Annotated in this window: 14 protein-coding genes; 6 read left to right on the plus strand and 8 right to left on the minus strand. The window is 65.9% G+C overall.

What is annotated here, in order from left to right:
* The first annotated feature begins 2 nt into the window (after positions 1-2).
* The 5 genes from F9B98_RS06585 to F9B98_RS06605 all read left to right on the plus strand — a co-directional run bounded on the left by F9B98_RS06585 (position 3) and on the right by F9B98_RS06605 (position 5122).
* A complete protein-coding gene (locus tag F9B98_RS06585; protein WP_150954560.1) occupies positions 3-1079 on the plus strand; it encodes a histidinol-phosphate transaminase in 1077 nt (358 codons plus the stop codon).
* Between the two features lie 98 nt (positions 1080-1177).
* A complete protein-coding gene (locus F9B98_RS06590; RefSeq protein ID WP_150954563.1) occupies positions 1178-2308 on the plus strand; it encodes a thiamine pyrophosphate-dependent enzyme in 1131 nt (376 codons plus the stop codon).
* Entirely contained in the window at positions 2305-3282 is a 978-nt protein-coding gene (locus tag F9B98_RS06595; protein ID WP_150954566.1) for an alpha-ketoacid dehydrogenase subunit beta, read from the plus strand. Before F9B98_RS06590 ends, F9B98_RS06595 begins: the two co-directional genes overlap by 4 nt.
* Positions 3283-3395: 113 nt before the next feature.
* Positions 3396-4724, plus strand: coding sequence for a dihydrolipoamide acetyltransferase family protein (locus F9B98_RS06600; RefSeq protein ID WP_150954568.1), 1329 nt, complete (start codon positions 3396-3398; stop codon positions 4722-4724).
* 128 nt (positions 4725-4852) lie between these two features.
* Positions 4853-5122 carry a helix-turn-helix domain-containing protein gene (locus F9B98_RS06605; protein WP_191966696.1) on the plus strand — a complete coding sequence of 90 codons (270 nt, stop codon included), beginning with the start codon at positions 4853-4855 and terminating at the stop codon, positions 5120-5122.
* Between the two features lie 52 nt (positions 5123-5174).
* On the opposite strand, the gene F9B98_RS06610 is transcribed toward F9B98_RS06605, so the two are convergent.
* The 7 genes from F9B98_RS06610 to F9B98_RS06640 form a co-directional block, all read right to left on the minus strand.
* Entirely contained in the window at positions 5175-6590 is a 1416-nt protein-coding gene (locus tag F9B98_RS06610) for a glycoside hydrolase family 1 protein (RefSeq protein ID WP_150954574.1), read from the minus strand.
* Complete coding sequence (locus F9B98_RS06615; protein ID WP_150954577.1) at positions 6587-7096, minus strand: hypothetical protein; 510 nt, start codon at positions 7094-7096, stop codon at positions 6587-6589. Before F9B98_RS06615 ends, F9B98_RS06610 begins: the two co-directional genes overlap by 4 nt.
* A 209-nt stretch (positions 7097-7305) precedes the next feature.
* Entirely contained in the window at positions 7306-8280 is a 975-nt protein-coding gene (locus F9B98_RS06620; RefSeq protein ID WP_191966697.1) for an acyl-CoA thioesterase, read from the minus strand.
* A gap of 66 nt (positions 8281-8346) precedes the next feature.
* Positions 8347-9444 carry a substrate-binding domain-containing protein gene (locus F9B98_RS06625; RefSeq protein WP_191966698.1) on the minus strand — a complete coding sequence of 366 codons (1098 nt, stop codon included), beginning with the start codon at positions 9442-9444 and terminating at the stop codon, positions 8347-8349.
* Between the two features lie 35 nt (positions 9445-9479).
* Positions 9480-10475, minus strand: coding sequence for an ABC transporter permease (locus F9B98_RS06630; protein ID WP_150954585.1), 996 nt, complete (start codon positions 10473-10475; stop codon positions 9480-9482).
* The gene (locus F9B98_RS06635) at positions 10472-11542 is read right to left on the minus strand and encodes an ABC transporter permease (RefSeq protein WP_150954588.1); all 1071 of its coding nucleotides are present in this window, start codon (positions 11540-11542) and stop codon (positions 10472-10474) included. The genes F9B98_RS06630 and F9B98_RS06635 overlap by 4 nt, the downstream gene beginning before the upstream one ends.
* Positions 11539-13110, minus strand: coding sequence for a sugar ABC transporter ATP-binding protein (locus F9B98_RS06640; protein ID WP_150954590.1), 1572 nt, complete (start codon positions 13108-13110; stop codon positions 11539-11541). Before F9B98_RS06640 ends, F9B98_RS06635 begins: the two co-directional genes overlap by 4 nt.
* Before the next feature lie 213 nt (positions 13111-13323).
* On the opposite strand from F9B98_RS06640, the gene F9B98_RS06645 reads away from it, so the two are divergent.
* The gene (locus tag F9B98_RS06645) at positions 13324-14256 is read left to right on the plus strand and encodes an SMP-30/gluconolactonase/LRE family protein (RefSeq protein WP_150954593.1); all 933 of its coding nucleotides are present in this window, start codon (positions 13324-13326) and stop codon (positions 14254-14256) included.
* Positions 14257-14345: 89 nt separating this feature from the next.
* Here F9B98_RS06645 and F9B98_RS06650 read toward each other — a convergent pair whose 3' ends face one another.
* Positions 14346-14837: a VOC family protein gene (locus F9B98_RS06650; RefSeq protein ID WP_191966699.1), complete on the minus strand. Its 492-nt coding sequence runs from the start codon at positions 14835-14837 to the stop codon at positions 14346-14348.
* Positions 14838-14843 lie beyond the last annotated feature (6 nt).

The raw sequence follows: 14843 nt of genomic DNA on the forward strand, positions 1-14843 counted from the left end.
GGGTGAGTGAAGAGCCGGTCCTGCCCCGTATCCGCCCCGAGATCGCCGCGCTGCCCGCGTACCGACAGGGACGACAGGCCAGCCCCGACGCCTTCAAGCTCTCGAGCAACGAGAACCCCTTCGAACCCCTTCCCGGCGTCCTCGACGCGGTGCGGGCCGCGGGGGCCTTCAATCGGTATCCGGATGCCACGGCCTCACGCCTGCGCGAGCGTCTCGCCGCGCGCTACGGCGTCTCGCCCGACGAGGTGCACGTCGCCGCCGGGAGCGTCTCGATCCTCGCCCAGCTGCTGCTGGCCACCTCGGCCCCGGGCGACGAGGTCGTCTATGCCTGGCGCTCCTTCGAGGCCTACCCCTCGCTCGTCGCGGTCGCGGGAGCGAAGAGCGTGCAGGTGCCGCTCACCGCGGACGCCCGTCACGACCTCCCCGCGATGGCCGCCGCGATCACCGACCGGACGCGCCTGGTGATCGTGTGCAGCCCCAACAACCCCACCGGCCCGACCGTCGGGTACGACGAGTTCGCCGCGTTCGTCGACACCGTGCCGCGCGACGTGCTCATCGTGCTCGACGAGGCCTACGCCGAGTTCGTCACCGATCCGAGCTCGGTCGAGGGCAACCGCGTGCGCGCGGTGCTCAACCGCCCGAACGTCGTCGTGCTGCGCACCTTCTCGAAGGCCTATGGCCTCGCGGGCCTGCGCATCGGCTACGCCATAGGTCACACCGGCGTGCTGAACGCCGCGCGCAGCACCGCGATCCCGCTGTCGGTCACGGCGGCCGGAGAGTCGGCGGCGATCGCGAGCCTGGATGCCGAGAGCGAGCTGCTGCACCGCGTGAAGGTCATCGCCGAGCGCCGCGACCGCCTCGTCGATCGCCTCCGCGAGAGCGGGTGGGACGTCCCCGATGCCCAGGGGAACTTCGTGTGGCTCGCCGCCGGAGACCGCACGGTCGAGGTCGCCACCGCGTTCGAAGAGGCCGGGCTCATCGTGCGCCCGTTCCCGGGCGACGGCATCCGTATCTCGATCGGCGAAGAGGAGTCGCTCGACCGCGTGGTCGAGGTCGCCGCGGCCACCGCCCCGCGCTGATCCGCGGCGGCGCCTTTGTCGACAACGAACGCCGAATCACGGCATCCGTTGTGCACCTCATGCGGTCTCGCGCATAGGCCGCGCGTTAGCGTGGGTTCATGACCCCGCTCGACGATCCCGCTCTCGTGCGCGTTCTGGCAGCCGACGGCACGCTGGCCCCCACACCCGCGGCCGAGCGCTACCTGCCGCTCATCGACGCCCTGACCGACGCCGAACTCGAGACCTTCTACCGCGACATGGTCTCGATCCGCGCGTTCGACGTGCAGGCCACCAACCTGCAGCGCCAGGGCCAGCTCGCCCTGTGGCCGCCGTCGTTCGGGCAAGAGGCGGCCCAGGTCGGCTCCGCCCGCGCCGCCCGCGCGCAGGACCACATCTTCCCCTCGTACCGTGAGCACGTGGTCACCCGCATCCGCGGCGTCGATCCGCTCGACATCATCCGCCTCATGCGCGGACTCACCCACGGCGGGTGGGACCCGACCGACCCCAAGAACGGCAACACGCACATCTACACGCTCGTGCTCGGCGCGCAGACGCTGCACGCCACGGGGCTGGCGATGGGGCTGGTCTTCGACGGCAAGAGCGGCAGCGGCGACCCCGAGCGTGACGAAGCCGTCATCGTCTACTACGGCGACGGCGCCTCGAGCCAGGGCGACGTGCACGAGGCGATGGTCTTCGCCGCCAGCTTCCAGACCCCCGAGGTGTTCTTCCTGCAGAACAACCAGTGGGCCATCTCCGTGCCCGTGGCGACGCAGTCGCGCTCGCCGCTGTACAAGCGCGGTGAGGGTTACGGCATCCCGAGCCTGCAGGTCGACGGCAACGACGTGCTCGCGAGCTACGCGGTGTCGAAGGTCGCCCTCGACGAGGCGCGCGCCGGCTCCGGCCCCCGCGCGATCGAGGCGATGACCTACCGCATGGGCGCGCACACCACGAGCGACGACCCCACGAAGTACCGCACCTCCGATGAGGAGAAGGCGTGGGCCGGGCGCGACCCGATCGCCCGCATGCGCGCCTACCTCGAAGGACGCGGCGCCCCGCAGCAGTTCTTCGACGACGCGGATGCCGAGGGCGCGGCCCTCGCCGACGACGTGCGCGTCCGCACGAACGAGCTCGGAACGATCCCCCGCGCGCACATGTTCGAGAGCGTCTACTCCGAAGCGCACGCGCTCATCGCCGAGGAGCAGCGCTGGCTCGACGACTACGAGGCCTCGATGGAAGGGGGCGCGCAGTGAGCGAGAACCTCCCGATCAGCCGCGCGCTGAACGCGGGCCTGCGCCGCGCGCTCGAGACGAACGACCGTGTCCTGCTCATGGGCGAGGACATCGGCCCGCTCGGCGGCGTCTTCCGCGTGACCGAGGGCCTGCAGAAGGACTTCGGCCCGCGCCGCGTCATCGACTCACCCCTCGCGGAGTCGGGCATCGTCGGAACGGCGATCGGTCTCGCGATGGGCGGGTTCCGCCCGGTGCTCGAGATCCAGTTCGACGGGTTCGTCTTCCCCGCGTTCGACCAGATCACCTCGCAGCTGGCGAAGATCACCAACCGCCACGAGGGCGCGGTGCGCATGCCCGTCGTCATCCGCATCCCCTACGGCGGACACATCGGCGCGGTCGAGCATCACCAGGAGAGCCCCGAGGCGTACTTCACGCACACGGCCGGGCTCCGGGTGGTCAGCCCCTCGAACGCGAACGACGCCTACTGGATGATCCAGCAGGCGATCGAATCGCCCGACCCCGTCGTCTTCCTCGAACCCAAGGCCAAGTACTGGCAGAAGGGCGAGGTCGACCTCGAGGCCCCCGCGCTGCCGTTGCACGAGAGCCGCATCGTGCGCCGCGGCACCGACGTCACGCTCGTCGGTCACGGCGCGATGGTCACGACGCTGCTGCAGGCCGCGGCCCTCGCCGAGAGCGAGGGCACGAGCTGCGAGGTCATCGACCTGCGTTCGCTCTCGCCGGTCGACTACGGCCCCCTGCTCGACTCGGTGCGCCGCACCGGCCGCATGGTCTACGCGCAGGAGGCGCCGGGCTTCACCTCGCTCGGCTCCGAGATCGCCGCGACCGTCATGGAGAAGGCCTTCTTCGCGCTCGAGGCGCCCGTGCTGCGGGTGTCGGGGTTCGACGTGCCCTTCCCTCCCGCGAAGCTCGAGGGCACCTACCTGCCCGACGCCGACCGCATCCTCGAGGCCGTCGACCGGTCTCTCGCGTACTGACCCGCTCTTCCTCTCCCCGCCATGAACCGCGAGACTGCAACTCCCTGACGAACCCGCGACACGCTGTCGCCGACCTGTCAGCGAGATGACCTCTCGCGAGCAAAGGACACACCGTGACCGAGCAGACCTTCGTTCTCCCCGACGTCGGAGAAGGCCTCACCGAGGCCGAGATCGTGCAGTGGCGCGTCGCGCCCGGTGACACCGTCGCCGTCAACGACGTGATCGTCGAGATCGAGACGGCCAAGTCGCTTGTCGAGCTGCCGTCGCCCTACTCGGGCACGGTCGGCGAACTGCTGGCATCCGAGGGCTCCACCGTCGAGGTCGGCGCCCCGATCATCACGATCGGATCGACGGATGCCGGTACCCCGGCCCCCGCAGAGCCGGTCAGCGTCCCCGAGCCCAGCGACCCCGGCGGCGCCGTGCTGGTCGGGTACGGCACGGGCGGGGCGGTGTCGTCGCGCCGCCGGAAGCCCGCCGAGCGTCCCGTGAAAGCGTCGGTCGGCGTGGTCGCCAAGCCCCCGATCCGCAAGCTCGCGCGCGACCTCGGCGTCGACCTCGCGGCCGTCACCCCCAGCGGCCCCGCCGGTGAGGTGACGCGCGACGACGTCGTGAAGCACGCCGAGCAGGCCAGTGTCTTCCGCAACATCGAGACGCCCGCGTGGGGTGCCGTGCGCGAGGAGACGATCCCGGTGACCTCTCCCGCGGCGCCCGCGCCCACGGCATCCGTCCCCGCCTCCGACGCCCGCGAGGAGTCGATCCCCGTCCGCGGCGTCCGCAAGGCGACCGCCAACGCGATGACCTCGAGCGCGTACTCGGCGCCGCACGTGTCGGTGTGGGTCGACGTCGACGCCTCGCGCACGATGGAGCTCGTCAAGCGTCTCAAGGCCTCGCCCGACTTCGCCGACGTGAAGATCTCGCCGCTGCTGATCATGGCGCGTGCCGTCATCTGGGCGCTGCGCCGCACGCCGATGATCAACGCCGCGTGGGTCGACACCGAGGACGGCGCCCAGATCTCGGTGCGCCACTACGTCAACCTCGGCATCGCCGCCGCGACCCCCCGCGGCCTGCTCGTGCCGAACATCAAGGACGCGCAGTCGATGAACACGCGCGAGCTGGCCAAGGCCCTCGAGCACCTCACCCTCACCGCGCGCGAGGGCAAGACCAGCCCCGCCGATCAGACCGGCGGCACGTTCACCATCACGAACATCGGCGTGTTCGGAGTGGATGCCGGGACCCCGATCATCAACCCCGGCGAGGCGGGCATCATCGCGCTGGGCGCGATCCGCCAGAAACCGTGGGTCGTCGACGGCGAGGTGCGCCCCCGCTGGGTGACCACGGTGTCGGGCTCGTTCGATCACCGCGTGGTCGACGGCGACGGGATCTCGCGGTTCATCGCGGATGTGGCATCCGTGCTGGAGGAGCCGGCGCTGCTGCTCGACTGATGTGAGACTTCACCGGACCCGGTCAATGGAAACGCTGAAGATGATCCGCGTCACGGTAAATGGTTCGGTTCAGCACGAATGATCCAGGCATTTGCAGGCAACGCGCACCGCGCGGGAGGTCGCGCAGGATGACGGAAGCGAAGCATCGTCCCGTCCCGGCCGAGTTCTCGACGAGGTGGCCGGACGTCGTGATCCATCAGGATGAGGCCGAGACGGCGCGTCTGCTTGTTCTGGAACTGGTGGATGCCATGGGCGAGCGGAGTGTGCGCTCCCTTGCCAAGGAGGCCGATCTTGACGAGAAAACTCTGCGCAAGATCATTGCTGGACTGTCGTGGCCGGACCTGCGCACCATCGCGCGACTCGAGAAAGCGACGGGGCGCAAGCTCTATCCGCGTTGAGCCGCCCGGTCCCACCCTGCTCGAACGGGGGATCCTAAGAGTCAATGGAACATCAAAACGACAGGGATGCCCCGTTGGATCGGATGACGTCGGCGTACCAGCCGAACGACTTCTTCCGGTAGCGATCCAGCGTTCCGGTTCCGTCGTCGTTTCGGTCGACGTAGATGAAACCGTATCGCTTGCTCAGCTGTGCGGTGCTGGCGCTGACGATGTCGATGCAGCCCCACGAGGTGTATCCGAGCACGTCGACGTCGTCCTGCAGGGCCTCGCCCACCTGCACGAGGTGGTCGTTGAGGTAGGCGATGCGGTAGTCGTCGACGACCGTCTTCTCGCCGTCGATCTCGACCAGCTGGTCGCGCGCGCCTAGGCCGTTCTCGACGATGAACAGCGGCTTCTGCCAGCGGTCCCAGAACTGGTTGAGCACCAGGCGGAGCCCGACCGGGTCGATCTGCCATCCCCACTCGCTCGCCTCGAGCGTCGGGTTCGGGACGCCGCCCATGATGTTGCCCTCGCCGGCGACCTTCTTCGACGGGTCGGCGGTCTCGGCGATGCTCATGTAGTAGCTGAACGAGACGAAGTCGACGGTGTTCGTCAGGTCGTCGCGGTCCTGGTCGGTGATCTCGAGCTCGATGCCCTTCTCGCGGAGCGTCCGCAGGAAGTACCCCGGGTACGCGCCGCGGGTGTGCACGTCGCCGTAGACGAGGTTGCCGTGGTCGGCCTCCATCACCGCGACGGCGTCGTCGGGAGACGGCGTCAGCGGGTAGATCGGCATCGAGAACACCATGCAGCCGACCTTCGCCTCGGGGGCGACCTCGCGGGCGATGCGGGTCGCGCGGGCGGAGGCCACGAGCTCGTGGTGCATCGCCTGGTACAGCTGCTGCTCGGGCACGCCGCCCTCGGGGATCGGGATGCCGCCGCTCATGAACGGAGCGTGCAGGAGCGAGTTGATCTCGTTGAAGGTCAACCAGTACTTCACGCGGCTGCCGAAGCGCTCGAACAGGGTGCGGGCGTAGCGCTCGTAGAACCCGATCAGCTCGCGGTTCGTCCAGCCGCCGTACTGCTCGGCCAGGTGAAGCGGCGTCTCGTAGTGCGAGATCGTCACGAGCGGCTCGATGCCGTGCTTCTCGAGCTCGTCGAGCACGCGGTCGTAGAAGGCGAGGCCCTCTTCGTTGGGCTCGGTCTCGTCGCCCTTCGGGAAGATGCGGCTCCACGCGATCGAGAACCGGTAGACGCCGAAGCCCATCTCGGCGAAGAGCGCGATGTCCTCCGCGTAGCGGTGGTAGTGGTCGATGCCGACGAGCTTGAGGTTGTCGGGCGTGGGGGTCTCGGAGCGCGGGCCCGAGATGCCGCGGGGCATCACGTCCTGCACCGACAGGCCCTTGCCGCCCTGGTCGTACGCGCCCTCGATCTGGTTCGCGGCGGTGGAGCCGCCCCAGAGGAAGCCGTCGGGGAAGGGGGTGTTCTTCATGCTTCTGATCTCCAAGGGTCAGCGGGCAAATGTGAGGGAGTCAACCACGCCGCGCGGGACAGCTGTTGGGCGTGCGAGAGGGCTGGATGACATATCGGCGACGTCCCGGGAGAGAGGTCGCCGTTGGTGACGATGACCGGGGTGATCAGGTCGTACCCGGCCCTCTCGATGGCGTCGCCGTCCATGGGAATCCACCTGCCTTTCACCGCATCCATGCGGCCCGTCGAACGTTCTGTTACGACGATCCGGGAAGTGTTTCGGGCAATAAAAAAGACCCAAATCCGTTCACCGCCGGTCAGCGATGTGGATTCAGGTCTTGCCCGCTCGCGCGGTAGCAATCCGGTAATCGTCGGCAGGAGCGAACCTGCGTCGGCGACTCTAGCATCGGGCACGTCCGGTCCGCCAGGAGCTTCTGCGCGACCCAGGCTCATCGCCAGTCGTTCAACGTGCACGGTGAGGTAGAGCACCTCCTCGTCGGTGAGAGTCGACCCGGTCGCGGCGAGCATGTACGCCTGACCGCCTCGGTGATGCCGAACGCGCGGGGGTAGCGCTGCTTAGCGGACTCGGCATCGGAAATCACCGGAACTGGGCATGACTGGAGTTGAAGGGCATGAACTGATCAACGCGAGGTGGGCAGCGGAGGTAGGCGTTAGCTTCGACCGCGCCCCGTGGACGACTTCGCACAGCAGAACAGGTGCCACTGTGAGCAACACTGTCATTCGACACCGGTGACCGTCGGCGGAAGAGGGGAGATCGATCTGCGGAGCTCCATCAGTGTCTGAGCATGACGGCTGAGCCTACGGTCCTCGTCGGACCTCAGACACAACCGTGTGACGGGCAAAGCTCGGCGTTCACGCACGTCGGCAAAGACGGTCATGCTGCGCGTCGTAAGCGCGGGTTCCAGGCCCGGTGCCGCAGCCCTTACTTGGACTGCTATATGCATGCTGCGTGCTGTCGTGTGAATGAGGCGGGCGCGCAGTTCAACGACGTCGCCAATTCGGATGGGTAGATGAAATTGGATACCTCCGGCGTAGACCGCGACGGCGTTCTCCGATGACCACGTCGCGGCGCAGGCATAAGCCGCCTCGTCGATCCAGCGCATGACGGTTCCGCCGTGCGCGTTGCCGCCCCAGTTGGCATCCCCGGGAGCCGCCAGGAACCGGAAAACGGTTTCAGGAACGGTGTGGTCGGGTGTGAAGACTTGGGCGGCCATCTCCTGCTGGATCGTTTGACGCGGCGCAACACGTTCGGAGGCGAGCTGTTGCAACTCGAAATCTACGAGGCTGGAGGGAGACCACGACGGAACGGGGCGGGACAGGCCATCCGCGCCCATAGCCACGAAAACCAGGAGGCAGTGCATCGCGCGCGAGTAGCGTCGCTCACGAACGTCGCTAGCTTCTACCGTGACAAGGATGTGCATACTGGTGCGCCCTGTAAGCACGATACGAGCGTGCACCTGCACGAGGGCGCCGGGTCTGATTGGGTGCGTGAAGTGGACGTTGCCGACGTAGGCGGTGACACAGTATCCCTCGGCCCACCCCACAGCGCAGGCGAAGCCGGCCTTGTCGATCCATTCCAGGACTCGGCCGGCCGGCACCGAGTCGCCCTTCGCGTTCACGTCACCAGGTGTGGCGAGGAACCGTAGGGTGATCCGGTCCCGCTGCTGCTCGGTTGCGAGCGCATCTAGCACCGCGGCACCATCCTTCGAGAGATGAGGGAGGGGCAGATCCGTCGACCGACCCCTCCCTGTCCGTAATTATTGGGCGGGAACTGCGGTGAGAGCCGTCTGGAGATCAGCGAAGGCTGTGTAGTCGCTGCTGTACCAGTCGGCGAAGAAGGAGTCCGATACAGATCCAGCTGGGAAGACGTTGCAGCCACCCTCGAGTTCCTCGACGGAACCGGTATCGCACTTCTTGATCTGCTCCTGCGTCACCCAGTCGTAGCCAACGTCGGTGAAGTGATCGCGGGTTTCGCCGTCCAGAATGGCAACCGCCTGCTGCAGGGCGGCAGCGCCCTGGTACTGGGGGGCCCCCATCGAACCACCCTTCAACCCTTTCGCCGTCATCGTCGGGTCGACGAGGGCGAGTCGCCAGGAGTTTTCAGCCTCGGAGATGATGGGCACGTACGGTCGGTTAGCAGAGTCGAAAGCTGACGTGAGAGCAATGCCGCCCGTTTGCGCCCAGACGCCGTCAATGTCGGGGAACGCCGCGAGCAGTCGGCTCATGCACTCTCCGGACGGTCCGGCAGCCCATTGGCCCTCGCACTGGTCGAGTACGTTGATGCCACGTTCTTCGAAAACGGCCCGCGCGCCATCGTTGCGGTCGGTGTCGACGGTCGTTCCGGACACTCCCGAAATCATCACTACATTGCCTTCGTCGCCCATCAGATCGGCGAGATAACCTGCGCTGGTTGCGGCCATCTCTTTCTGATCGAAGGAGACGTTGTAGGCGCATGGCTCGGTGACCTGAGCGTCGTAGGCCACCACGACAATTCCGGCGTCGCAAGCCTGCTTGATAGTCGGGTTCAACGCCGTGGGAGAGATGGGGTACACGATGATCGCGTTGTAGCCCCCAGCGATCATCTGCTGGAGCTGTGCAATCTGGGCTTGCGCGTCGGTACCGGCAACGGAGACGTCAAGCGAGGAGACGCGATCCTGCAGTGGCGCGGATTTTGCGGCCGCTTCGATCAGGTTGCGGGAGGTGGATTGCCAGTCGTTGCCGGAGTAGCTCATGCTGAGCGCGACTCGGTATTTGTCGCCGCTTTCTCCTGAGCCGCCGCCGGGGGCGCACCCGCTCAACCCGAGCGCAGCGGCCGCCAGGCACGCCATCGTGCCCACGATCACTTTTCTGTTCATTACTGTGTTTCTCCTTCTTATGCGGGGTTGGTTCGTCATTGAGCGCGCCGACGGAGGACGCCGCCGGCGATGACCGCGAGCAGGATGACTGCGCCGAGCACGATCTGGCGAACAGCCTCTGGGAGCTGGAAGGTTGTGAGCAGAGAGGTCAGCAAGCTCAAGAGCAGAGCGGCGCCGACTGTGCCGAGAAAGTGGCCGCGGCCCCCGGAGAACGAGGCGCCCCCTAGAGCGACGACGGCAATCGACGACAGCAGGTAGGGCTCGCCCATGCCGAGGTAGCTTTGCGACGCCAACCCGGAGAGCATTACTCCTGCTACTGCCGCACACACGGCCGAGACGATGTATGTGGACATCTCAAGTCGGCCAGTGTGAACGCCGCCCAGCCGCGCGGCGACCTTGTTCATTCCGACGGCCTGGATTCGTCGGCCAAGGGTTGTGGTGCGTGCGCCAATCGTGACGAGGATCGTTAGGAGAATCAGTAGCCAGATAGCGGCGGGGAGTCCGAGGACGGGGGCGGTCATGAAGTCGCGGACGCTAGCGGGCGGCGCACCGGTAACAGACCCACCGGTGTACCCGAGCGTCGCTCCCCCCACGATTGCGCCCATCGCCAGAGTCATGATGACGGGGTGGATCCCGAAGGCGGTAACACCGACGCCGTTGAAAACGCCGACTATGAGTGCCAGGGCGAGCGCGACACCCAACCCTGGGATGAGGAGGTCCCCGTCGCCTCTGGTGATGCCAGCGAAAATAATCGCTGAGGCGGTCATCGTGGAGGGCAGGGAGAGATCAATCCCGCCCATGAAGATGACGGCACCCTGCCCGAGTCCAACGAGCGCGGTGACGCTGGCGAAGACGACAATCGTGGTCAGGCTGCCTTGACTGGTGAGGTTGGGGCGGACGATGAGCGTGAAGACGATGAGGAGTGCCAACGCGGCATAGACAGCGAGGACGGACTTTCGTACGTCTCCGAGGTCGAGGGGTCCCATTCGCGTGCCACGTCGTTCCGGGGTTCGATCTTTGGCGAGGCTCATGACCGTCCTCCGTTCATCCAGTCCGGTGAGAAGGACGTTGGGGGTGGCGGGGGTGCCAGACGTTGATGCAGCGCTCGTACTCCCGCCTGGAGTGCTACCGCGGCGAGCAGGATGAATCCCTTCGCGATCACACCCCAGAAGCTGGCGAGGCCGATGGCGAAGAGCAGGTTGATCGCAACAGTGAGTGTTACGGCACCCATGATCGCGCCGACAACAGATCCTCGGCCCCCGCCCATGGAGATTCCCCCGATGACAACCGCGGCGAAAGCGGTGAGAAGGTAGTCCTGAGCGACGGCTGTGTCGCCCCCCAGCGTCTGCGACGTCAGCGCAGCACCTGCCAGGGCGTAAAGCAGGCCGGAGCCCGCGAAGGCGATCCGTTTGGTTCGCCCGACCCGGACGCCGTTCTGAGCCGCGGCATGTGGGTCGCTGCCCACAGCGATGATGTGCGCACCTAGCGAGGACCGACGCAGAACCAGCCACAGAGCGGCGACGACGCACATCAGGACAAGCGCCCCGGGTACGACGGCGGTGGTCGTGAGCGTGGCGATCAGACCGAGGCTGTCGGGGTCTACGCTCGCCGGAGCGGGGAGGATCAGCAGCGCGGTGCCGCTGAGGATAAATCCGGTTCCAAGTGTCACGACAACGGGTTCCAACCCGAAGACGGTGACGAGCAAGCCATTGACGTAGCCTGTGGCGGCCCCAATGACGAGCACCATCAAAATGATGGCTGCTTGTTGGGCTGGCCCGCCACCCAGCTGAGTCGTCAGAAGAGCGTTGGCGAGGGCAATGCTTCCCGCTATGGATAGATCAAGGCCTCCGACGAGGACGACAAGGGCCAGCCCCGCGGCGGCCAGTGCCGCTGCGAGGCTCCCGTTCAGGACAAGGCTGGTGAAAAGCGTCCCCCGCAAGAACGTGGGGCGCACGCTCACGAAGATCACAATCATGATCAACAGCACGGCGGCGGCAACCAGAGTTCCGCTGCTGATCCCTCGCTCGAGCAGGAGCGACGCTCTGCTGCGTTGCGGGCGCCCAAGCGCGGGCCGCATACCGATGGTGGACATCTTCATCGCTCCTCAGCGGTCGCTCTGGCGGTGATTTCGGGTGCGGGGCTCAGCGCCGAGGCCATCACTGCTTCCTCCGAGACTTCGGATCCGGATACTTCTCCGCTTGCCGATCCCGCGTACATGGAGATGACGCGGTGGCAAAGGTTCGTCAACTCGGGGATCTCGGTGGAGTACATCAGGATCGCCGTGCCCTCGTCCGCGAGGCGCTGGATGAGTCGGTACAACTCAGATTTGGTTCCCACGTCCACGCCCCGGGTGGGGTCGAAGAGAAGTAGCAGGCGAGGCCGGCTGGCGATGGCGCGCGCGAAAACTACCTTCTGCTGATTCCCGCCGCTGAGAGTCGCAGCGTTCAGCTCACGGCGCTCGGGCGCGACTTCCACCGATCTCAACAAGGCGTCGACCTCAGTGGTCTCACGACTGTCGGAAAGTATCCCCGCCCGGGCGAACCGAGGAAGAGCCGGCAGCGCGACGTTCTTCCGGATAGACATGCCGAGCACCAACCCTTGCGTCTTGCGCTCGGGAGGTACGAACGCAATTCCGCCGATTCTCCGTCTCGCGTGCGCCTTGACGGATGATGCGGCCAGAGCGGCACGAGGGGATCGGAGGTGTACAGGGCGGCCCTCGAACTCGATGGATCCACCACGCGCAGAGCGGTTCCCTGCGATCATCTCGAACAGCGCACGCTGTCCCTGACCCTCGAGGGCCGCGATGCCGACGATCTCACCGGCGCGGACTCGAAGGCTGATTCCCCGGCCACCATCGGGAGCGAGGTCCGTAACGGTGAGAACCGGTTCCGTGTCCTCTGGAGCTGGTTTGCGCACCGGGAAGTTCGACTCGAGCGAGCGACCGATCATCTGCTCGATGGCAACCCTGCGGGTGAAGTCTGCTCGGTCGACAGTTGAGATATGACGACCATTTCGCTGCACGGTCATCACCGCGCAGAACTCCTCGATCTCCTCGAAGTGGTGTGAGATGAAGAGGATCGCTGTACCCGCAGCAGTCAGACGGTCCATCACCCGGGCCAACCACCGAGTGTCCTCCGGCAGGAGGGAGGATGTCGGCTCATCGAGGATGAGGACTTTCGGGTGTCGGGAGACGACCACCAGAATCTCGATGAGCTGCCGATCACGCATGGACAGCGAAGCCACCTCGGATTCCACCGCGATGCCTTCTAGGCCCCACTCATGTGCGATCCGTCGTGCTTCTTCTTCGCCGTGAGAACGGCGCCACCGCTTGCCGGGGCGGCCAGCAAGCTCCAGGTTCTCGGCGACGGTGAGGTCGGGGACCAGGCTGAGTTCTTGAAAGACTGTCCCGATGCCGGCGGCGCGAGCTGCGGCTGCCGACTCCAACGTCACCGGTTCGCCATCAAGGAGGAGCTCACCTTCGTCGGGCGATTCCATCCCGCTCAGTATCCGAACGAGCGTGGACTTTCCCGCACCGTTTTCTCCGATGAGTGCCGTCACACTGCCGCCGGCGAGTCCGAGCTGCGCGCCGTCCAGCGCTGTCGTAGCGCCGTAGGCCTTGCGGAGGTTCCGTGCCTCGAGCACGGGCAGTGCGCGATCCTTCGACAAGGCGTCTCCATCTTCGTCGGTGAATAAGACGCTCAGAGGTTGACACGACCCATCAGAGATTGTCAATATTTTGAGTGAAGTTCATATGGCCAAACCACGGCGCGTGTCGACGCCTCGTCTTGGCGAACCCCGGTCCGTTGGCTTCACATGATGAAAAACGCTTCAGTGGCTTATGCTGCTGCGGTCCGAACTGGCCCCAAAGGCGGGAGACCCATGGAAATTCAAATCGTTCTCGATGTGAAGCCTGCGCTGGGCGAGGGCCCACTGTGGGACGTCGCGCAGCAGCGCTTGTACTTCATCGACAGTCTCGGCAAGCGGGTATTTAGGTGTACCGCCGATGGTGGCGAGTTGCGTGCCTGGACCGTTCCGTCCGCGATTGGGTCGATGGCGCTGACCAGAGATGGGGAGGGCGCCGTCGTGGCGCTGGCTGACGGCGTTCACACGCTCGACTTCGCTAGCGGAGAAGTCACCGCCGTGATCGACCCCGAACCTGGGCTGACAGGTAACCGCCTGAACGACGGCAAGGTGGACCGAGCTGGACGGTTCGTATTTGGGTCCATGAACATGTCCGAGACCGAGTCCAGCGGTCGCCTGTACAGCCTGGACGCATCGTGGCAGCTACGCGTTTTGGACGAGGGCATCATCTGCTCCAACGGGCCGTGCTGGTCTCCCGACGACCGGAGCTTCTACTTTGCAGATTCGTGGTCTGGCGAGATCTGGCAGTACGACTACGACGTCGAGACGGGGGACGCGACCAACCGTCGCCGCTTCGGCGCAGTTCCGGGGACCGGTGTGGGCGCGCACGATGGGTCGACCGTCGACGCGGAGGGCTACCTTTGGAACGCTTTTGTTTACGAAGGTAAGCTCGCCAGATTCGCCCCCGACGGAACGTTGGACCGCCTCATCGACATGCCCGTGAAGAAGACCACGAGTGTGATGTTCGGGGGAGCTGACCTCGACGTGCTGTATGTGACTTCGATGGCCGAACCACCGCAGCCGCACTACCCCGGAGACCCGGCGGCACGAGGCAGCCTGTTTGCTATCACCGGCCTCGGTGTCTCAGGCGTTGCGGAGCCGCGATTCGGCGGGGTTGCCGCCGACTCCCACCTCGCTCGTTTCGTTCAACGTGAGCGCCTAGCCGGATGACGCAGAAGGTGGGCCGAGCATGCTCGGCCCACCTTCTTTGTCCAGGTCACTCCGCTCGCGTGGATCTCAGCCCCTGCGGGGTTGCAGACCTAGTGCGGCTTGTTCTGGGGTGCGGCGTGATCTTCGAGGTAGGACTTCAGTTCCAGCAGCCGGGCAGGAGACGGTTGGATGAACTCCAACGTGTTGCCGTCCGGATCGTGGAAATAACAAGCCCACCCGCCTTCGTTCGCGCCCTGCGTTATGCGGGTTGGGGGGTTTCGGAAGGTTCCGCCCCCGAGTGAAACCCTGTCGTGCAGCGTGGCTATGTCGTCCACGAGGAAACCGAGATGAGCGCTGCCGACCTGGTTGACCGGTGACGGCGATCCGTCGATTCCGTGGGCTACATATTGAATCAACTCGATGTCGTGAGTGGACAGCGCCGGAAGCGTCGTCGGGATTTTCATCTGAGCGACCTCCAGGACCGCCCCAGGAACCCCCACCAGGAGAGGCGTGTATGCGTTCTGCTGTCGTTGTCGGTGCACAAGGACTAGGCCAAGCACATCTCGGTACCAGGCGATAGATTCCGCGACATCACGGACCACTACACC

Source organism: Microbacterium testaceum StLB037 (assembly GCF_008763945.1).
GTDB classification, from domain to species: domain Bacteria; phylum Actinomycetota; class Actinomycetes; order Actinomycetales; family Microbacteriaceae; genus Microbacterium; species Microbacterium testaceum_G.